This is a genomic window from Microbacterium terricola, from assembly GCF_027943945.1.
In the GTDB taxonomy this organism is placed as follows: domain Bacteria; phylum Actinomycetota; class Actinomycetes; order Actinomycetales; family Microbacteriaceae; genus Microbacterium; species Microbacterium terricola.
The window spans coordinates 1,833,789-1,852,223 of sequence record NZ_AP027141.1; the positions used below are offsets into that span (position 1 = coordinate 1,833,789).

Genomic DNA, 18,435 nt, shown 5'->3' on the forward strand with positions numbered 1-18,435 from the left:
CAAGTCTACGTTGCGCGGATGCGGCGTCCCGGCGTCACGGCCTGGTGTACCGGTACGACGCCGTGACGTAGGGCAGCTCGATCACGCGACCTCCCGAGGTGAGGGCGTGAGCCTGAAGGACGGCTTCGACCGCGGCGGCGACGTGATCCTGCTGTGCGGCCGTCAGGAGGGCGAAGTAGCTCCGCGACCGCACGTCCGCGATGATCTCCTCCTGCGTGCATCGGCGAACCCACGGGACGAACGATCGCTCCGGTGTTCCGAACGGGTGCCCGATGCCCGGATCCTCGACCGTGCCGCGGAAATGGTCGCCGTCCGCCCGCATCGCCACGCCGAGGGCGCGGACCCATTCCACGCGCTCGTCGCGGAGATTCCAGACGAGCCCGAGCCGCCCGCCCGGACGCAGCACCCGAGCCACTTCGGCAGAAGCGGCCGGCACGTCGACCCAGTGCCATGCCTGAGCGAACACCGCGAGATCGGCGGAGGCGTCGCGCAGCGGCATCCGCTCTCCGGCGCCCTGCACCGCTTCGACGTCGGGGATCGCCGCTCGCAGCTCTTCGCGCATCGGAGCCGAGGGCTCCACTGCGATCACGGTGCGGATCCCGTCGCGCAGCAGGCGGGTGAACAGACCGGTTCCGGCACCGACATCCACCACCACCGCCGGGTCGCCGTCGAGAAGCCAGTCGACGCTCTCCTGGGGGTACGAAGGTCGCGAGCGTGCGTAGATCTCGGCGACGGCGTCGAAGCTCGCCGCGCTCGTCGTGCCCTCGTGACCCTCCCTCATTCCGACGGATCCACCCGCCAGCGCATGAGCACATTGCCCGAGTCGTCCCAGGTGCGCGTCTCGAGCAGCTTCAGCGCGACGGGCGGCCGGCTGTCGAACAGCGGCACTCCCCCGCCGGCGATGAGCGGGAACGTCACGAGATGCAGCTCGTCGACGAGGCCGGCATGGATCAGGTCGTTCCACAGCACCCGCCCGAGGAGGATCAGGATGCTGCCGCCGCTGCCTTCCTTGAGCGCCGCGACCTCGGTGCGGGCGTCGGCGATCCGCACGATGCGCGTGTGCGGGTACGGCGCGATGTCGGCCTCGGCGATGGTGTCGGAGACCACGACCGTCTCGATGCCGAGGATCAGCTCGGCGAGCTCGTGGCGGATGTCGGTCGCGCCAGGATCGGCGCGCACGCCCGTCCAGTAGTCGAGGTTGCCGAGCGCCGACCGGCGCCCGCTCAGCAGCAGGGTGTCGGCGCCGCGCAGCAGCTCTGCGGTGTAGTGGTCGAACGAGTCGGCGTCGGCGTAGTCGGGATGCTGATGCTCGAAGAACGAGACGATGCCGTGGTCGTCGTCCTCATATCGGCCGTCGACGGTGACGAAATTGCAGACGATGAGCTCGCGCATCACGTGCCTCCCTGGGCCGAGGGTACTCGCGTACCGTTCTCAGGAGCCGCGGACGTGGCGGGCCCGTCGAATCGATGCGGATGCCAGACCGGGTGCGGTCGATCCTGAGAACGGTACGACGGTCGGGCGAAGAGCGGCGCGCCTGCGCGCCTGGTCGGCGACCTCGGGTGAGGCTGAGGGCGTGGCACTGGACTTCACCGCGATCGACTTCGAGACGGCGAACTCCAGCAACGCGTCGGCCTGTGCGGTGGGACTCACCCGGGTGCGCGACGGCCAGGTGGTCGCGACAGCGGGGTGGCTCATCCAGCCGCCTGCCGGCCACGACCGCTTCTTCGAGCTGAACACGCGGATCCACGGCATCCGCGCCGAGGACGTCATCGGAGCGAAGGGCTGGAGCGAGCAGCTCGACGATCTGGCCGCGTTCGCCGGTGCCGATGTGCTCGTGGCGCACAACGCCGGGTTCGACATGGCGGTGCTCCGCGCCGCCTGTGCGGCGACCGGCGACCCCCATCCGCCCCACCGGTACGTGTGCAGTCTCCAGGTCTCTCGCAAGACGTACGACCTCGCCTCCTACCGGCTGCCGCTCGTGGCCGCCGAGGCGGGCTTCAGCGGGTTCGCACACCACGACGCCACGGCCGACGCCCTCGCCTGCGCCCACATCATGATCGACGCGGCCAGGAGGGTCGGAGCAGACGACATCCACTCCCTCGCCGCGCTCAGCGGCGTGAAGGTCTCGCAGCTGCGAGCCCTCGTCGAGCAGCCCGCGGAGTTCGTCGCCGCCTGAGCGTCGCACACCCGATGTCGGACGTCGGAGGCATCCTGGGCACATGGACGCACTGACCATCTCGCTCATCGCCCTGGGCTGCCTGCTCGCGGGCGCCCTGTTCGGCTGGGTCGCCGGTCTCGCCCGGGCGGCCGCACGGGCCGCGGAGGCGCAGTCCGACCTGCGCGCGCAGCTCGCCGCGAGCGACGCGGCGCGCCAGGGGGTGCAGGCGCAGCTCGACCACCAGCAGATCCTCTACCGCGAGCTCGCGGCGCAGACCCGGCACGACCAGGCCGCCCGCGAAGAGCGCGAACGGCGTGAGCAGGCGGTGCTGCGGGCGCTCGAGCCGGTGCGCGAGACGCTGCAGTCGATGCAGGGCAAGGTCGACGACCTCGAACGCGAGCGGCACGAGCAGTTCGGGTCGCTCGCCGAGCAGCTGCGCCGGGCGCAGCAGTCCGACGAGGCGCTCCGCGCCACGACCGAGTCGCTCGCGAGCGCACTGAGCTCGAGCAGCACGCGGGGGGTGTGGGGCGAGACCCAGCTGCGACGCGTCGTCGAGGCGGCCGGGCTGACGCGCTACGTCGACTTCGACGTGCAGACCTCGATCAGCTCGGACGCCGGCGCAGGGCGGCCCGACATGATCATCCGCCTGCCCGGCGACAAGGCGATCGCCGTCGACGCGAAGGTGCCGCTCGACGCCTACCTCGAGGCGAGCGCGATCCCGGTGACCGCTCAGGGCGCAGAGGCCGCGCAGCGCAGCGCGCTGCTGGGCAAGCACGTCAGAGCGGTGCGTGCGCACGTCGACGCCCTCGCGAGGAAGGCCTACTGGGCCGGGCTGTCGGCGAGCCCCGAGTTCGTGATCTGCTTCGTGCCGAGCGAGTCGCTGCTCGCCGCGGCGCTCGAGGAAGACCCGTCCCTGCTCGACTACGCGTTCAGCAAGCGCGTCGCCCTCGCCTCGCCGGTCAACCTCTGGGCCGTGCTCAAGACCGTCGCCTACACGTGGACGCAGCAGAGCGTCTCGGCCGAGGCTCGCACGCTGTTCGACCTGGGCACCCAGCTGTACGAGCGTCTCGGCGGGCTCGCGACCCACGCCGACGACCTGCGCCGCGCGATCGAGCGCACCGTCGACAGCTACAACAAGTTCGTCGGGTCCCTCGAGACGCGCGTGCTCGTGAGCGCGCGGCGGTTCCCCGGCATCGACGAGACGAAGCTGGATGCGGTGGCCACACCGGCGGTGATCGAGAAGGCGCCGCGGCGACTGACCGCACCGGAGCTGCTCGAAGGTGCGCAGCTTCCCGTGGCCGACGCGCTCAGCGCCGACGTGGGCGACCTGCGCGAGCGGCTCTGAGGGTCAGGCTCCGCCGGGAACGAAGCTGAGGAGCGCGATCACGCCCGCGGAGACGGCGACGAACGCACCGATCAGCCACCACGGGGAGACCTGGTGACCCTCGTCGCGACGCTTGCGGAACAGGACATCCGGGCGCCGAGCGGGATCGGTCGCGTCCTTGATGACCGCATGCGCACCGGTCTGCGGTGCCGAGCTGCCCACCTCAACCGCCATCTCGCACTCCCTGGAACTCACCGAAAAATCGAATGCATCCCCGTTGACACCGGATTCGATTCTGCCAGAGAACCCTGAGAGAGCAGGTCACATCTGCGTCACGGGATGCTGCGGCATCCCTCGTCCCCTACAGCCACTTGGCGACGAGGTGCTCCGAGGAGATCCGGCGGAGGGTCCCCGACGCGCCGCGCAGCACGACGCTCTCGGTGTAGATGTAGCCGCCGTCGCGGCGCACGCCCGCCACGAGCTGCCCGTCGGTGACACCCGTCGCGACGAAGATCGTGTTGCTGCCGGTGACGAGACCGTCGGCCTCGTACACGTGACCGTCGAGCTTCAGCCCGGCGTCGATCCCCTTCTGCTTCTCGTCGTCGTCCCGCGGCCAGAGCCGACCCTGGATGTGGCCGCCGAGCGCCTTGATCGCACAGGCGGTGACGATGCCCTCCGGGCTGCCGCCGATGCCGACGCACATGTCCGTGCGCGCGTTGTGCCGGGCGGCGTTGATGCCGCCCGCGACATCGCCGTCGCTCATCAGGCGGGTGCCGGCACCGGCCGCGCGGATCTCCTCGATGAGCCCGTCATGGCGAGGGCGGTGCAGCACCGAGACGACGAGCTCCTCGACGGGCTTGCCCAGCGCCTTCGCGAGCAGGCGGATGTTCTCGCCGATCGGCAGGCGGATGTCGACGACGCCCACGCCCGCCGGACCCGTCACCAGCTTGTCCATGTAGAAGACGCTCGACGCGTCGAGCATCGTGCCGCTGTCGGACACCGCGATCACCGAGAGCGCGTTGTTGCGACCGGCCGCGGTCAGCGACGTGCCGTCGATCGGGTCGACCGCCACATCCGCCTGGGGGCCGCGACCGGTGCCGACCTTCTCGCCGTTGAACAGCATCGGCGCTTCGTCTTTCTCGCCCTCGCCGATCACGATGGTCCCGTCGAAGTTCACGGTGGTGAAGAACGCGCGCATGGCGTCGACCGCCGCGCCGTCGGCGGCCTCCTTCGCGCCGCGTCCGATGAACGGCGAGGAGCGGATCGCGGCCGCTTCGGTCGCACGCACCAGTTCCAGAGCGAGATTGCGGTCGGGATGCAGCGGACTCATGTCAGCGGTCAGACTCACCATGGCGCCAGCCTAACCACGGGCCTCATCGAAACGGCCGGCTTTCCGGCCGGATCGGCCGAAGGAAGTGCGTTTCTTTACAGCAGGGCAGGACCGGTTCCTCGCGCCCCTCGCGACGTCGCAGGGCATGCCGCGCCCGAGCGTCCTTCGCTAGAGTGACGAGGGAACGCCGCCGATTCAAGGAGTTGTCATGCCCGTCGCCACCCCAGACCAGTACGCCGAGATGCTGGACCGTGCGAAGGCAGGCGGATTCGCCTACCCCGCCATCAATGCCGCCAGCTCGCAGTCCGTGAACGCCGTCCTGCAGGGCCTGACCGAGGCCGGCTCCGACGGCATCCTCCAGGTCACGACCGGCGGTGCCGACTACTTCGCCGGCCACACCGTGAAGGCGCGCGCCACCGGCGCCCTCGCCTTCGCCGCCTACGTGCACGAGGTCGCCAAGAGCTACCCCATCACCGTGGCGCTGCACACCGACCACTGCCCCAAGCCCGCGCTCGACGACTTCGTGCTGCCGCTCATCGCCGCGTCCGAGTCGGTCGTCGCCGACGGCGGACAGCCGATCTTCCAGTCGCACATGTGGGACGGCTCGGCCGTTCCGCTCGACGAGAACATCGACATCGCCAAGGAGCTCCTCCCCCGCCTGAAGGCGATCAACGCGATCCTCGAGGTCGAGATCGGCGTCGTCGGCGGCGAGGAGGACGGCGTCAAGCACGAGGGCTCGAACGAGGCGCTCTACACGACCACCGCCGACGTGTCGAAGTTCGTCGACGCGCTCGGCCTCGGCGAGAACGGCCGTTACATCGCGGCACTGACGTTCGGCAACGTGCACGGCGTCTACAAGCCGGGCAACGTCAAGCTGCGTCCCGAGCTGCTCGGAGAGATCCAGGCGGGCATCGCCGAGAAGTTCGGCACCGGCGCGAAGCCGCTCGACCTGGTCTTCCACGGCGGCAGCGGGTCGACCGACGAGGAGATCGCCACGGCCGTCGCGAACGGCGTCGTGAAGATGAACATCGACACCGACACGCAGTACGCGTTCACGCGCTCGGTCGCCGGCTTCATGTTCGCGAACTACGACGGCGTGCTGAAGGTGGACGGCGAGGTGGGCAACAAGAAGGCCTACGACCCGCGCGCCTGGGGCAAGGTCGCCGAGTCGGCCATGGCCGCCCGCGTCGTCGAGGCGACGCAGCAGCTCGGCTCCGCCGGCAAGTCGCAGTCCTAGCCGCACCCTCGCGGGCCGCCGCCCGCGAGACTCGCGTTTCGGCGCGAGAAACCAGCTCCGGCATGGTTTCTCGCGCCGAATGTGGTTTCTCGGGGGAACGGGGCACCCGCGGGGGCTACGCCGGGGCGCGGTACACGTCGAGCAGACCCGGAGCGTCGGCCGGCCGGTGCACCACCACGATCTCGTCGCCGGCGCTGATCCGCCCGTGCTGCACGACCCGCAGGTACGGACCGAGCCGGCGCGCCTGCGAGAACCGCTTCACCCAGCCGCGGGCGTCGTCGCCGCCCACCCACCGGGCGAAGGTCTGGCACGGGGTGCGGGGCATCGTGACCTCGACCTCCACGGTGTCGCCGATCCGCCAGCGCTCCCCGATGCGCGCCGCGTTCACGTCGATGCCCTCCGTGCGCAGGTTCTCGCCGAAGAAGCCGGGCGGGAGCTCGCGGCCGAGCTCGCCCTCCCAGTACGCGGCATCCTCCTGGGCGTACGCGTAGAGGGCCTTGTCGAGCCCGCCGTGGTGCTTGCGATCGGCCTGGACATCGGCGTAGACGCCGTACGGCCCCACCCGCACCCGCCCCTCGACCGGACGCTTGTCGATCCCGGTCACGCCGATCGTGCCAGGGTCGGGCAGCAGCTGGTGGACGGTGCAGACGGCGAGAAGACGCGGCATCCCGTCAGGCTAGCGCGAGCGCGCCTACGCTCCCGACGAGACGTACTGCATGAACGCGGGATCGCCGACGAACGGCACCAGGAGGCACGCGTACACGCCGATGTAGGTGATGACCGCTCCCACGAGCGGGATCCACCACGACAGCCGCCTCGCCCGGAGGCTGCGCAGCGCGACCACGGTCGTGATCACGTAGCCGACCGTCAGCACGACAGCGGCGATCGGGCCCCACAGATCCGCGGCGGCCGTGTTGGTGAACTCCTCCTCGATGCCGAGGATCTGCATCGCCTGCGTGATGGCGTCGGCGAGGTCGAAGTAGCTCACCACGGAGAAGAGGACGTTCACGAGACCGAATCCGAGCAGGGCCATCGTGATCACACGGTCGACCGGGCGGGCGGGCCTCCCGGCGGCGACGACGGGCGGAAGATCGGATGCGGGAGCCGCCGCAGGCTGGGCCGCGGCCGCGGCCGCGGCCGCCGCCGACAGGGACTCACCGGCTTCGATGGCCGCGGTCACGTCGGGATGGCGGATGTGCGCGCGCTGCTCCTCGGGGGTGGCGTACTCGCCGTACTGCGGGCGGGGTCGCTCATCGCGCGGCGGCGTGGCGTCGCTCATGCGCGCGTCCGCCCGCCGAGAGCGCGGTCGTCGCGGCGGCCGCCGGCATCCTGGCGCAGCTCCTTCGGGAGCGAGAACATGAGGTCCTCCTCCGCGGTGCGCACCTCTTCGACGTCGCCGTAACCGGCGGCGGCGAGGTCGGCGAGGACCTCCTGGACGAGCACGTCGGGCACGGACGCGCCGCTGGTCACGCCCACCGTCTCGACGCCGTCGAGCCACTCCTGGCGGACCTCGTCGGCGTAGTCGACCCGGTACGCCGCCTTCGCGCCGTACTCGAGGGCGACCTCGACCAGCCGCACGCTGTTCGACGAGTTCGCCGAGCCGACCACGATCACGAGGTCGGCGTCCTTCGCGACCTTCTTGATCGCGACCTGACGGTTCTGGGTGGCGTAGCAGATGTCGTCGGACGGCGGATCCTGCAGTGACGGGAATCGCTCGCGCAGCCGGCGCACGGTCTCCATGGTCTCGTCGACCGAGAGCGTGGTCTGCGACAGCCACACGACCTTCTCCGGGTCCTTCACCACGACCGAGTCGGCCTCGAGGGGCGAGTTGACGATGGTGACGTGATCGGGCGCTTCGCCCGCCGTGCCCTCGACCTCCTCGTGGCCGGTGTGGCCGATCAGGAGGATCTCGAAGTCGTCGCGGGCGAAGCGCACCGCCTCGCGGTGCACCTTGGTGACGAGGGGGCAGGTCGCGTCGATCGCGCGCAGGCCGCGGTCGGCCGCCGCGCTCACGACGGCCGGCGAGACGCCGTGCGCGCTGAAGACGACGTGCGCGCCCTCCGGCACCTCGTCGACTTCGTCGACGAAGATCGCGCCCGCGGCCTCGAGTTCGGTCACGACGTGGATGTTGTGGACGATCTGCTTGCGCACGTAGACCGGCGCGCCATAGCGCTCGAGAGCCTTCTCGACGGCGATGACGGCGCGATCCACGCCCGCGCAGTAGCCGCGGGGGGATGCCAGCAGCACCCGCTTGTGTCCGTCCACCGGGTTATCCTGGAGCCGCTCGCGACGCCGTGGAACACGGGGCACGGGCATTCGGATAGCGGAAGAGCTCACCACCCGAGTCTAGGGCGGGTGGGCTGGGCGAGCGCCGACAGCGGGATGCCCGCATCGAGATCACGAGAGGACCGGATGACGACCTTCCAGGCCGAGTCGGTTCCCGGCGTACCGCCGCCGGCCGATTCGGTGGCCCCTCGCGATGCGACGGCAGAGGCGCCGACATCGGTCTCGCGGCTCAACGACACGATCCGCGGCTTCATCGAGCGGTGGGGCTCGGTATGGGTCGAGGGCGAGATCACCTCCTGGAACCTCCGCGGCGGGAACGTCTTCGGGCGACTGAAAGACCTCCGCACCGAATCCGTGATCTCGGTGCGCATCTGGTCGAGCACGCTGCAGCGGCTGCCGGCCGACCTCAAGGTCGGCGATCACGTCATCGCGTGCGTGAAGGCCGACTACTACTCCCGCAGCGGCGACTTCGGGTTCGGCGTGTCCGCGATGCGGCATGTGGGCCTCGGCGACCAGCTCGAGCGACTCGAGCGCCTGCGCGCGCAGCTGCGCGCAGAGGGCTTGTTCGATCCGGCGCGCAAGAGGCCGCTCCCGTTCCTCCCGCACACGATCGGCCTGATCACCGGCGAGCGGTCGGACGCGGAGAAGGATGTGCACCGCAACGCCGAGCTGCGCTGGCCCCAGGTGCGCTTCCGCACCCGGTACGCCGCCGTGCAGGGCGATCGCTGCGTCCCTGAGACGATCGCCGCCCTCACGGCGCTCGACGCCGACCCCGAGGTCGACGTGATCGTGATCGCGCGCGGCGGCGGCGACCCGCAGACCCTCCTCGGCTTCAGCGACGAGCGGCTCGTGCGGGCGGTGGCCGCGGCATCCACCCCTGTCGTCAGCGCCATCGGCCACGAGAACGACCGCCCGCTGCTCGACGATGTCGCCGACCTGCGCGCATCGACGCCGACCGACGCGGCCAAGCGGATCGTGCCCGACGTCTCCGAGCAGCGCGCCCTGATCGCGCACCTCCGCTCGCGCCTGACGTCGCGGCTCACGCAGCGGGTCGGCCACGACATCGCGCAGCTCGAGCAGCTGCGCTCGCGGCCCGTGCTGCGCACGCCCGAGACGATGCTGCAGTCCCGCTCGCAGCAGCTGTGGCTGAGCGTCTCCCGCGGCCGCGACACGATCGACCGCCGCATCGACGCGCAAGCTCGCCGTGCCGCCGAGCTGCGCGCCGCGCTGCGCGCGCTCTCCCCCGCGTCGACGCTCGCCCGCGGATACGCGATCGCCCATCTCGCCGACGGGGTCATCGTCCGCGACGCCGCCCAGGCCCCGTTCGGCGCCGAGGTGCTGGTGACGGTCGGCCGAGGGTCGTTCGCGGCCCGCTCCGAGGGGGCCGTGGCCGAGAATCCGGCTCCGGCCGAGAACTAGGATGGACAGTGTGACCGAGCCGACTCCCGTCCACGCCGATGTCGCGAGCATGTCGTTCGAGCAGGCCCGTGACGAGCTGGTGCGCGTCGTCGCCGAACTCGAGCAGGGCGCGCCCACCCTCGAGGAGTCGCTGACCCTCTGGGAGCGCGGCGAGGCGCTCGCCGCCCGCTGCGAGGACTGGCTTCTCGGCGCCAAGCGCCGCCTCGACGCCGCCCGCGCCGACGCCGAGACCGCGGAAGCCTGATGGCCGGTCGCGTCGTCGCCGAGCTCGGCCGCCCCGAGACCCCGGATGAGACCGCAGCGCGCAAGGCGGAGTCGTCCCGCGTGTACCGCTCCAGCCAGACCGCCCGCAATCTCGTGGCGGCGATCCTGGTCACCGTCGCGGTCGTCGTCGTGATCGTGTTCGCCGTGCCCCGTGGCGAGCCGGCCGCGCGCGAGCCGATCGACGTCCCCGCCGTCGCCGACCAGGTCTCCTCGTCGCTCGGACGCACGGTCGTCGTGCCGGAGGTCCCCGCGGCGTGGAGGGTCAACGGCGCCGCGCTCAGCTCCGCCGAGCCCGAGGTCTGGACGATCATCTACGTGCCCGACGAGACGGGCTATGTCCGGGTCGCCCAGGGCTTCGACGCCGACGAGGCGTGGCCTGCGCGCGTGCTCTCCGGAGCGGATGCCGACGACACCGTCACGATCGGCGGCGTCGAGTGGACGCGCTACGCCATCCCCGACGCCTCCCGCGCGGGCAACATCTCCGCGGCGCTGAGCACCCCCGCCGGTCCCGACACGATCATGGTCTACGGTGCAGCCGGCGAGGATGTGCTGGAGCAGGCGGCGGCCGCGGTGAGCGCGCAGGTTCTCGAACTCCAGGAGGACGCACAGTGACCGAGCGACCGACACCGCGGACCGTGTGGGAAGAGATGCGCCGCGGCAACGCGCGATTCGTCTCCGGCGAGCCGCAGCATCCACGCCAGGACGTCGACCGCCGCCACGAGCTCGCGCACGTGCAGACCCCGCGCGCGGCGCTGTTCGGCTGCTCGGACTCGCGACTGGCCGCCGAGATCATCTTCGACGAGGGCCTCGGCGACCTGTTCGTCATCCGCAACGCGGGCCAGGTCATCTCGGACTCGGTCGTCGGCAGCCTCGAGTACGCGGTCGCTGTGCTCGAAGTGCCGCTCATCGTCGTGCTCGGTCACGACGAGTGCGGTGCGGTGCGCGCCGCGATCGACTCCACCCGGGTCGACGCCCCGACCCTGCCTGCACACATCTGGCGCCTGATCTCCGCGATCGTCCCTGCGGTGCGCCGCGTCCTGGGCGCGAGCCCCGATGCGACCCCTGAGACGCTCGACGCAGAGCAGGTCGGCCGCGAGCATCTGCGCGACACGGTCGCCGAGATCCTGCAGTCGTCCGAACTCATCAACCGCGCCGTCGCCGAGAAGCGCCTCGCCATCGTGGGCGCGAACTACCGGCTCGGCGAGGGCACCGTCGTGCCCGACATCATCGTGGGCCCCGCGAACGACGCGGCAGCCTGATCACGCAACACGCACGCGGGCACCGCCCGCATCGAGGAGGAACAACGCCGTGACCGACATCGAATACCGCATCGAACACGACACCATGGGTGAGGTGCGCGTCCCCAAGGATGCCCTGTACGCCGCGCAGACGCAGCGTGCGGTCGAGAACTTCCCGATCTCGGGCACGGGCCTCGAGTCCACCCAGATCGCCGCGCTCGCGCGCATCAAGAAGGCCGCCGCCCTCGCCAACAAGGAGCTCGGCACGCTCGACGGCGCCATCGCCGATGCGATCGCCGCCGCCGCCGACGACGTCATCACCGGCGCGTACGACGCCCACTTCCCGGTCGACACGTACCAGACCGGCTCCGGGACGTCGTCGAACATGAACATGAACGAGGTGCTCGCCACGCTCGCCAGCCGCAAGCTGGGTGCGAGCGTGCACCCGAACGACCACGTCAACGCGTCGCAGTCGTCCAACGACGTGTTCCCGACCTCGGTGCACATCGCGGTGACCCAGGCCCTCATCGACGACCTCATCCCGGCGCTCGATCACCTGGCCGTCGCGCTCGAGGCGAAGGCCGAGCAGTGGAAGGACGCGGTCAAGTCCGGCCGCACCCACCTCATGGACGCCACCCCGGTCACCCTCGGCCAGGAGTTCGGCGGCTACGCGCGCCAGATCCGCCTCGGCATCGAGCGGGTCCAGGCCGTGCTGTCGCGCGTCGGCGAGGTCCCCCTCGGCGGAACGGCGGTCGGCACCGGCATCAACACCCCGATCGGCTTCCCGCAGAAGGTCATCGCCCTGCTCGCCGCCGAGACCGAGCTGCCGATCACCGAGGCCAAGGACCACTTCGAGGCGCAGGCCAACCGCGACGGCCTGGTCGAGGCGTCCGGCGCGCTTCGCACGATCGCGGTCTCGCTGACCAAGATCAACAACGACATCCGCTGGATGGGCTCCGGCCCGAACACCGGCCTCGGCGAGCTGCACATCCCCGACCTGCAGCCGGGCTCGTCGATCATGCCCGGCAAGGTCAACCCGGTCGTCCCCGAGGCGACCCTCATGGTGTGCGCCCGCGTGATCGGCAATGACGCGACGGTCGCCTGGGCGGGCGCGTCCGGCTCCTTCGAGCTGAACGTCGCCATCCCGGTGATGGGCACCGCGCTGCTCGAGTCGATCCGGCTGCTCACCAACGCCATGCGCGTCCTCGCCGACAAGACCGTCGACGGCCTCGAGGCCAATCTCGAGCGCACCTCGGCGCTGGCCGGCATGTCGCCCTCGATCGTGACGCCGCTGAACAAGGTCATCGGCTACGAGGCCGCGGCCAAGATCGCGAAGCACTCCGTCGCCAAGGGGATCACCGTCCGCGAGGCCGTCATCGATCTCGGCTACGTCGACCGCGGCGAGATCACCCTGGAGCAGCTGGATGAGAAGCTCGACCTGCTCTCGATGACCCATCCGGGCTGAAATCGGGACGCGCGCCGCAGCGGAGGGCGATAATCGCACTGTGACCATCACGCCCAAGCCGATCTCGGCGCGCACCCGCATCCTCGGGGCGATCCTCGCGGTGGCGTGCATCGGTCTCGCGATCGTCGGCAGTGTCACGTTCCTGGTGCAGCGCGAGCGGGTCCTCACCGAGGTGATGGATCGGCTGGACAGCCAGGTGGGGCGTCTGCTGGTCGTGTCGGGCGAGTCATCCGCCGACGAGTCGGCCGCGCCAGGCGCGCGGATCGCGCCGGAGACCATCGACATCGACGAGTTCAGCTCGGTCGAGGAGTTCCTGCGTGCGGCGGTCTCGCGGCTCGTCCCCGCGCGCAACGAGGGCTCGGTCGCCGTGATCGACGGTGTCGCCCGGTTCCGCCCGCAGACGCTCTCCGGCTTCGACATCTCCGACAACCACGGGCTCATCGACCGCACCATCGCCGAGATCGCCGCCAGCGGCGGCAAGACCGTGCGCGGCACCTTCAGCAACGCCGAGCAGACCCTGCGCTACATCGCGATCCCGGTCGAGATGGAGGGGGACGCGCAGGACGGCGTGTACATCAGGGCGATCGACCTGCGCGCGGAGTTGGAGCCGGTGACGGCGGCGACGACCACGTTCATCGTCGCGGCACTGATCGTGCTCGCCGCGATCGGCATCGTCGGGTGGTTCGTCGCCGGGCGACTGCTCTCCCCCATCCGCTCCTTGCGCGACGCCGCCGACGCCATCACGCTCACCGATCTCTCGCCGCGGCTCCCCGCCGAGGGCAACGACGACATCTCCGATCTCACGCGCACCGTCAACTCGATGCTCGACCGGCTCGAGGGCTCCGTCGACGTGCAGCGCCAGCTCCTGGACGATGTCCGGCACGAGCTGAAGACGCCCATCACCATCGTGCGCGGACACCTCGAGATGATGGACACGGGCGACATCGTCGACGTCGAGAACACGCGAGACATCGGCATCGCCGAGCTCGACCGGATGACCCGTCTCGTCGACGACATCGACCTCCTGGCCACCGTGGAGGGCGACTCGTTCTCGATGACCCACGTCGATCTGGCCGCGCTGACGGCGCGGGTCGGCGAACTGGTGCAGGCCATCCCCGGGCACCCGTGGACGGTCGTCGCGACCGCCCGCGGCGATATCGTCGGCGACCAGGATCGCCTGCTGCAGGCCTGGCTGCAGCTGGCAGACAACGCCTCGAAGTACACGCCGGAGGGTTCGTCCATCGAGATCGGGAGCTCCCGCGACGCGACCGGCGCGAGCCTTTGGGTGCGCGACCACGGCCCCGGGATCCCGCCCGCCTACCGCCACCGCATCTTCCGCCGCTTCGACCGCGCACAGGGCAAGCGCGCCGTCGGCGGCTCGGGTCTCGGCCTCGCGATCGTCGACGCGATCGCGAAGGGCCACCACGGCCAGTGCACGGTGACCGACACCCCGGGTGGCGGCGCGACCTTCACCATCCAACTGCCCGTGGCCACCGTCGAGCTTCCGGCGCCCGTGCGCGCCGGCGATGTCGTACTGCAACGAGAGGCGGCGGAATGACGAAGATCCTCATCGTGGAGGACGAGGCGCGCATCGCCTCCTTCGTGAGCCGCGGCCTGCAGGCCAACGGCTACCAGACGGCGATCGTCGAGGACGGGGCGGCTGGGCTCGAGCGGATGCTGCGCGACGACTTCGATCTCGTGCTGCTCGACATCGGGCTGCCGAGCATGGACGGCTACGAGGTCGTGCAGCAGGCGCGTGCCCAGGGCGTCAGCATCCCGATCATCATGCTGACCGCGCGCACGAGCACCCGCGACACCGTCGAAGGACTGGATGCCGGCGCCAGCGACTACGTGGCCAAGCCCTTCACCTTCGAGGAGCTTCTTGCCCGCGTGCGCTCCCGGCTGCGCGAGAGCAGCGCTCCGGCCGGCGTCTCGCTCGGACACGGCGACGTCGTGCTCGACATCCTCGCCCGGCGCGCGACGGTCGACGGCCACGAGGTGGAGCTGTCCACCCGTGAGTTCGCCCTCGCCGAGCAGTTCCTGCGCAGCCCCGGCCACGTCCTCACCCGCGAGCAGCTGCTCAGCCGCGTGTGGGGGCTCGACTTCGACCCCGGGTCGAACGTGGTCGACGTGTACGTGCGGTACCTCCGCGGCAAGCTCGGCGCGCACCACATCGTCACGGTGCGGGGCGCCGGCTACCGCTGGGAGTGACCTCCCGACCTCCGGACAGAGAAAGCCCCCGGTGCTGGGGGACACCGGGGGCTGGGGAGGGGCCGCGCTGGGGACGTCGGCCCGTCGTCAATCGCGTTTCTCGGTGGAACCGCGCGATTGATCTCTCTTCCATCCGTCCTGCGACCACCGTCGGTCGCGGTCGGACGACTCTTCCTGAGCGGAAGTTCTGCGGTCGGCACGGCGCTCGACGTGCGCGTCGGCATCGTCGTGCATCTCCGTGCGGATCCAATCGGTCACGCGCTCGCGCGACCAGTCGTGCTGCTCGTCCTGCCCGTCGGCGGGAGCGGTCGGGAGGGGGCGGGGCGACGCAGCGGGGGTGGTGCGGGGACGGGCCTTCGGTGCGCTCGGCGACGTGGTGGCCTTCTTCTCGGTGACCGTCGCGGTCCGCGCGGACGGAGTCGTCCGCGAAGCGCCCTCGGTCTGCACCGTCGCGTCCCGGGTCTCCGCGACCGGGATGTCTTCCGGCTCCGGCGCCGGCACCGTCTCCGGTGCGGTCTTCTCGAGCACGGCGACGGGGGCGGCGGCACGCGGGGCGGTGGCCGGGGAGGGCACCACGACGATGCGTGCGCCGTCGACGGCCACACCGGCCGAGTCAGCCAGGGCCGTGCCGTGGGAGACGACGACCGCCCCGATCACGGCGACGCTGGCGACGACGGTGGCAGCGCCACCGAATGCCAGACGTGCTCGACCGTCCACGATCATCCTCCCCAGGGCGGCGCGGCTCTCGCGCTCTTCCACCATGGTCGCACTGATGCGTGAGACAGGGAGGAGAGGGGGATGAGACTCTTCTCATCTCCCCAGTCGGCACTCAGGCGAGCTCGCCCGCCTCCAGGAGATCGGTGACCAGAGCGGCGATCGCGGAGCGCTCCGAGCGCATCAGGGTCACGTGCCCGAACAGGTCGTGCCCCTTCAGCGTCTCGATCACGGAGGCGACGCCGTCGTGGCGTCCGACCCGCAGATTGTCGCGCTGGCCGACATCGTGGGTCAGCACGACCCGCGAGTTCTGCCCCATGCGGCTCAGCACCGTGAGGAGCACGTTCCGCTCGAGCGACTGGGCCTCATCGACGATCACGAATGCGTCGTGCAGCGACCGGCCGCGGATGTGCGTCAGAGGCATGACCTCCAGCATCCCCCGCTCCACGACCTCTTCGAGGACGTTGCCCGAGACGACCGAGCCCAGGGTGTCGAACACCGCCTGACCCCACGGGTTCATCTTCTCCTGCTGGTCGCCCGGCAGGTAGCCGAGCTCCTGGCCGCCGACGGCGAACAGGGGGCGGAAGACGATGATCTTCTTCTGCTGCTGCCGCTCGAGGACGGCCTCGAGGCCCGCGCACAGCGCGAGCGCCGACTTTCCGGTGCCCGCGCGGCCGCCGAGGGAGACGATGCCCACCTCGGGGTCGAGCAGCAGGTCGATCGCGATCCGCTGCTCGGCGGAGCGGCCGTGCAGGCCGAACACCTCGCGGTCGCCGCGGACCAGACGGTAGTCGCCGTCGCCGGTGACGCGGCCGAGCGCCGACCCGCGCTCGGAGTGGATGATGAGGCCGGTGTTCACGGGGATGCCGCGCACCTGCTCGCTCGTGGCGACCTCGCTCTCGTAGAGGTCGCTGAGGTCGTCGCCCGAGACGTCGAGGGTCGCGATGCCGGTCCAGCCGGAGTCGACGGCCTGCTCGGCGAGGTACTCCTCCGCGACGATGCCGAGGGAGGCCGCCTTCACCCGCATGGGAAGGTCCTTCGAGACGACGGTCACCTCCTGGCCGTCCTGGGAGAGGTGCATCGCCACGGCGAGGATGCGGCTGTCGTTGTCGCCGAGACGGATCCCGGACGGGAGCACCGAGGCGTCGGTGTTGTTGAGCTCCACCCGCAGGGTGCCGCCCGCGCCCACCGGGACCGGGAAGTCGAGGCGGCCGTGCTCGATGCGGAGCTCGTCGAGGTGCCGGAGGGCCTGGCGCGCGAAGTAGCCGATCTCGGGGTCGTGCCGCTTGCCCTCGAGCTCCGAGATCACCACGACGGGGATCACGACGTTGTGCTCGGCAAAACGGAAGAACGCCCGCGGATCACTCAGCAGGACCGACGTATCGAGGACGTAGGTGCGCAGGTCGGTCGACACGTCGCCAATCTCGGTCGCGTCGGCGATGTGCTGCTGATGAGGTGCTCGTGTGGTCACAACCCACTCCCGCCCCGGGTGGTTCACCCGGCTGTCACGAGTCGACCGTGGTCACGAGTCGCGATCCAACTGGGCCGACCCGAACGGGCGCCTTGCCCGTTGAGAGCAACGTACGTCTCGCGGGGGGAAGCGACGGAATCGACACGCTGGCGTGTCTGTTACGACGGGGTTAATTCCCCACGTCACCAGACGCGGGCGGATGCTGCCGTCGCGAGGGCGTCGACGAGCATGCGCATGGTGGCCTCGGTGGTGCCGGCGTGCACCGCGATGCGGATGAGGCCGGAGCGGGCGGTGAAAGTGATGCCGTCATTCGCGAGCGCCGCCGGCAGGTGCGCGGCATCGCCCGGGTCGGGCGCGAGCGCGACGATGCCGGCCCTTCGCGCGGCGTCGCGCGGTGTCGCCAGCGGGATGCCGTGCGAATCGGCCAGCGAGATGACCTCGTCTGCGCGCTCCGCGACCGCGCGGGCGATCTCGGCGACGCCGACGTCGCGGACCTCGCGCAGCGCCGCCGTCAGCCGCGCGGCAGCGAGCGCGTCGGTCGGGCTCACCGTGAACGCGCGTGCCGAGTGCGACGGCGCGAGCACCTCGTCGCCCGGGCCCTCAGCATCCGTCCCGGTGATCCCGGAGAAGACGGGGGTGAGTCGCTCCAGGGCGCGGTCCCCGAACCAGGCGAACCCGGTCCCCCGGCCCGCGCGGAGCCACTTGTATCCGTGGCCGCACACCACATCGGCTGCGGCGTAGTCGGCATCCGCCACGCCGAACCCCTGGATCGCGTCCACGATGAGGAGGCGGTCGCCGATCACGTCGCGGATGGCGGACAGATCGGCGAGGTACCCGGTGCGGTAGTCCACCAGGCTGACGGCCACCGCTGCGACGTCGTCGGTGAGCGCGTCGCGCACGAGGTCCGGCGTGACGAAGCCGTCGGCGTCGGGCGTCATCCAGGCGACCGAGGTGTCTTCACGTGCCTGGGCGGCGCGCGTGGCGCCGAGGGTCAGGCTCGGGAAGTCGCCGCTGGAGACCAGGATCGTGCCGCTGACACCGAAGAGCGCCTGCATGAGCCCCTGGGTCGTCGACGGCTGCAGCGTGACCTGGTCGGCCGGCGCGTCGATCAGTTCGCCGATGAGCTCGCGGGCCTCGCCGAGGCGCTCTTCGACGAGCTCGATGCCCGAGCGGCGGCCGGTGGCGAGCAGGTCGGAGTCGGCGTGCACCTCGGCGCGCACCGACGGAGCGAGCGGTCCGAACGCCGCCCAGTCGAGATAGCCCGGCTCGTCGTCGAACGACGCTCTGTACTCCTCGAGCTGACTCACCCTGCCATTGT

General features: G+C 70.8%; 20 protein-coding genes. 10 read left to right on the top strand and 10 right to left on the bottom strand.

Annotated elements, in window-relative coordinates:
• Positions 1 to 34: 34 nt before the first annotated feature.
• Together Microterr_RS08650 and Microterr_RS08655 are read right to left on the bottom strand one after the other, a co-directional pair.
• A complete protein-coding gene (locus Microterr_RS08650) occupies positions 35 to 781 on the bottom strand; it encodes a class I SAM-dependent methyltransferase (protein ID WP_263798359.1) in 747 nt (248 codons plus the stop codon).
• Positions 778 to 1,392 (bottom strand): dihydrofolate reductase family protein, encoded by a 615-nt coding sequence (locus Microterr_RS08655; protein ID WP_263798358.1) that lies wholly within the window; start codon positions 1,390 to 1,392, stop codon positions 778 to 780. The genes Microterr_RS08650 and Microterr_RS08655 overlap by 4 nt, the downstream gene beginning before the upstream one ends.
• Before the next feature lie 181 nt (positions 1,393 to 1,573).
• On the opposite strand from Microterr_RS08655, the gene Microterr_RS08660 reads away from it, so the two are divergent.
• A complete protein-coding gene (locus Microterr_RS08660) occupies positions 1,574 to 2,176 on the top strand; it encodes a 3'-5' exonuclease (protein WP_263798357.1) in 603 nt (200 codons plus the stop codon).
• 43 nt (positions 2,177 to 2,219) lie between these two features.
• A complete protein-coding gene (locus tag Microterr_RS08665; RefSeq protein WP_263798356.1) occupies positions 2,220 to 3,503 on the top strand; it encodes a DNA recombination protein RmuC in 1,284 nt (427 codons plus the stop codon).
• 3 nt (positions 3,504 to 3,506) lie between these two features.
• Here Microterr_RS08665 and Microterr_RS08670 read toward each other — a convergent pair whose 3' ends face one another.
• Positions 3,507 to 3,716 (bottom strand): UDP-N-acetylmuramyl pentapeptide phosphotransferase, encoded by a 210-nt coding sequence (locus Microterr_RS08670; RefSeq protein WP_263798355.1) that lies wholly within the window; start codon positions 3,714 to 3,716, stop codon positions 3,507 to 3,509.
• Positions 3,717 to 3,843: 127 nt separating this feature from the next.
• Positions 3,844 to 4,833 carry a class II fructose-bisphosphatase gene (gene glpX / locus Microterr_RS08675; protein ID WP_263798354.1) on the bottom strand — a complete coding sequence of 330 codons (990 nt, stop codon included), beginning with the start codon at positions 4,831 to 4,833 and terminating at the stop codon, positions 3,844 to 3,846.
• A 187-nt stretch (positions 4,834 to 5,020) separates the two neighbouring features.
• Between glpX and fbaA the strand changes: the two genes are divergently transcribed.
• Complete coding sequence (gene fbaA, locus Microterr_RS08680; RefSeq protein WP_263798353.1) at positions 5,021 to 6,049, top strand: class II fructose-bisphosphate aldolase; 1,029 nt, start codon at positions 5,021 to 5,023, stop codon at positions 6,047 to 6,049.
• Between the two features lie 115 nt (positions 6,050 to 6,164).
• Here fbaA and Microterr_RS08685 read toward each other — a convergent pair whose 3' ends face one another.
• From Microterr_RS08685 to Microterr_RS08695, 3 genes are read right to left on the bottom strand one after another with little or no spacing between them, the layout of a single operon-like run.
• A complete protein-coding gene (locus tag Microterr_RS08685; RefSeq protein ID WP_263798352.1) occupies positions 6,165 to 6,716 on the bottom strand; it encodes an MOSC domain-containing protein in 552 nt (183 codons plus the stop codon).
• A 24-nt stretch (positions 6,717 to 6,740) separates the two neighbouring features.
• The gene (locus Microterr_RS08690) at positions 6,741 to 7,328 is read right to left on the bottom strand and encodes a DUF6264 family protein (RefSeq protein WP_263798351.1); all 588 of its coding nucleotides are present in this window, start codon (positions 7,326 to 7,328) and stop codon (positions 6,741 to 6,743) included.
• Complete coding sequence (locus Microterr_RS08695; protein WP_263798793.1) at positions 7,325 to 8,365, bottom strand: 4-hydroxy-3-methylbut-2-enyl diphosphate reductase; 1,041 nt, start codon at positions 8,363 to 8,365, stop codon at positions 7,325 to 7,327. The genes Microterr_RS08690 and Microterr_RS08695 overlap by 4 nt, the downstream gene beginning before the upstream one ends.
• Before the next feature lie 96 nt (positions 8,366 to 8,461).
• On the opposite strand from Microterr_RS08695, the gene xseA reads away from it, so the two are divergent.
• From xseA to Microterr_RS08730, 7 genes are read left to right on the top strand one after another with little or no spacing between them, the layout of a single operon-like run.
• Complete coding sequence (gene xseA / locus Microterr_RS08700) at positions 8,462 to 9,754, top strand: exodeoxyribonuclease VII large subunit (RefSeq protein ID WP_263798350.1); 1,293 nt, start codon at positions 8,462 to 8,464, stop codon at positions 9,752 to 9,754.
• Between the two features lies 1 nt (position 9,755).
• Positions 9,756 to 9,998 carry an exodeoxyribonuclease VII small subunit gene (locus tag Microterr_RS08705; protein ID WP_263798349.1) on the top strand — a complete coding sequence of 81 codons (243 nt, stop codon included), beginning with the start codon at positions 9,756 to 9,758 and terminating at the stop codon, positions 9,996 to 9,998.
• Positions 9,998 to 10,630: a DUF4245 domain-containing protein gene (locus Microterr_RS08710; RefSeq protein WP_263798347.1), complete on the top strand. Its 633-nt coding sequence runs from the start codon at positions 9,998 to 10,000 to the stop codon at positions 10,628 to 10,630. Before Microterr_RS08705 ends, Microterr_RS08710 begins: the two co-directional genes overlap by 1 nt.
• A gap of 35 nt (positions 10,631 to 10,665) precedes the next feature.
• Positions 10,666 to 11,277, top strand: coding sequence for a carbonic anhydrase (locus Microterr_RS08715; protein WP_263798792.1), 612 nt, complete (start codon positions 10,666 to 10,668; stop codon positions 11,275 to 11,277).
• A 49-nt stretch (positions 11,278 to 11,326) separates the two neighbouring features.
• Positions 11,327 to 12,721, top strand: a complete 1,395-nt coding sequence (locus Microterr_RS08720; protein WP_263798346.1) for a class II fumarate hydratase — start codon at positions 11,327 to 11,329, stop codon at positions 12,719 to 12,721.
• A 40-nt stretch (positions 12,722 to 12,761) separates the two neighbouring features.
• Entirely contained in the window at positions 12,762 to 14,279 is a 1,518-nt protein-coding gene (locus tag Microterr_RS08725; protein ID WP_263798345.1) for a sensor histidine kinase, read from the top strand.
• Positions 14,276 to 14,932: a response regulator transcription factor gene (locus tag Microterr_RS08730; protein ID WP_263798344.1), complete on the top strand. Its 657-nt coding sequence runs from the start codon at positions 14,276 to 14,278 to the stop codon at positions 14,930 to 14,932. Before Microterr_RS08725 ends, Microterr_RS08730 begins: the two co-directional genes overlap by 4 nt.
• Positions 14,933 to 15,019: 87 nt before the next feature.
• Here the strand turns inward: Microterr_RS08730 and Microterr_RS08735 are convergent, their stop codons facing one another.
• The 3 genes from Microterr_RS08735 to Microterr_RS08745 all read right to left on the bottom strand — a co-directional run bounded on the left by Microterr_RS08735 (position 15,020) and on the right by Microterr_RS08745 (position 18,424).
• Complete coding sequence (locus Microterr_RS08735) at positions 15,020 to 15,649, bottom strand: hypothetical protein (RefSeq protein ID WP_263798343.1); 630 nt, start codon at positions 15,647 to 15,649, stop codon at positions 15,020 to 15,022.
• Positions 15,650 to 15,761: 112 nt separating this feature from the next.
• Positions 15,762 to 17,117: an RNA 5'-3' helicase PhoH2 gene (phoH2, locus tag Microterr_RS08740; RefSeq protein ID WP_404810188.1), complete on the bottom strand. Its 1,356-nt coding sequence runs from the start codon at positions 17,115 to 17,117 to the stop codon at positions 15,762 to 15,764.
• 182 nt (positions 17,118 to 17,299) lie between these two features.
• Positions 17,300 to 18,424 (bottom strand): aminotransferase class V-fold PLP-dependent enzyme, encoded by a 1,125-nt coding sequence (locus Microterr_RS08745; RefSeq protein ID WP_263798342.1) that lies wholly within the window; start codon positions 18,422 to 18,424, stop codon positions 17,300 to 17,302.
• Positions 18,425 to 18,435: the final 11 nt, after the last annotated feature.

Bases quoted from the DNA above. Each gene is read 5' to 3' on its own strand.
- Microterr_RS08655 (WP_263798358.1), bottom strand. From the start codon at position 1,392: ATGCGCGAGCTCATCGTCTGCAATTTCGTCACCGTCGACGGCCGATAT.
- Microterr_RS08670 (WP_263798355.1), bottom strand. From the start codon at position 3,716: ATGGCGGTTGAGGTGGGCAGCTCGGCACCGCAGACCGGTGCGCATGCG.
- Microterr_RS08685 (WP_263798352.1), bottom strand. From the start codon at position 6,716: ATGCCGCGTCTTCTCGCCGTCTGCACCGTCCACCAGCTGCTGCCCGAC.
- Microterr_RS08690 (WP_263798351.1), bottom strand. From the start codon at position 7,328: ATGAGCGACGCCACGCCGCCGCGCGATGAGCGACCCCGCCCGCAGTAC.
- xseA (WP_263798350.1), top strand. From the start codon at position 8,462: ATGACGACCTTCCAGGCCGAGTCGGTTCCCGGCGTACCGCCGCCGGCC.
- Microterr_RS08695 (WP_263798793.1), bottom strand. From the start codon at position 8,365: ATGCCCGTGCCCCGTGTTCCACGGCGTCGCGAGCGGCTCCAGGATAAC.
- Microterr_RS08650 (WP_263798359.1), bottom strand. From the start codon at position 781: ATGAGGGAGGGTCACGAGGGCACGACGAGCGCGGCGAGCTTCGACGCC.
- fbaA (WP_263798353.1), top strand. From the start codon at position 5,021: ATGCCCGTCGCCACCCCAGACCAGTACGCCGAGATGCTGGACCGTGCG.
- Microterr_RS08730 (WP_263798344.1), top strand. From the start codon at position 14,276: ATGACGAAGATCCTCATCGTGGAGGACGAGGCGCGCATCGCCTCCTTC.
- Microterr_RS08710 (WP_263798347.1), top strand. From the start codon at position 9,998: ATGGCCGGTCGCGTCGTCGCCGAGCTCGGCCGCCCCGAGACCCCGGAT.
- Microterr_RS08705 (WP_263798349.1), top strand. From the start codon at position 9,756: ATGGACAGTGTGACCGAGCCGACTCCCGTCCACGCCGATGTCGCGAGC.
- Microterr_RS08665 (WP_263798356.1), top strand. From the start codon at position 2,220: ATGGACGCACTGACCATCTCGCTCATCGCCCTGGGCTGCCTGCTCGCG.
- glpX (WP_263798354.1), bottom strand. From the start codon at position 4,833: ATGGTGAGTCTGACCGCTGACATGAGTCCGCTGCATCCCGACCGCAAT.
- Microterr_RS08715 (WP_263798792.1), top strand. From the start codon at position 10,666: ATGCGCCGCGGCAACGCGCGATTCGTCTCCGGCGAGCCGCAGCATCCA.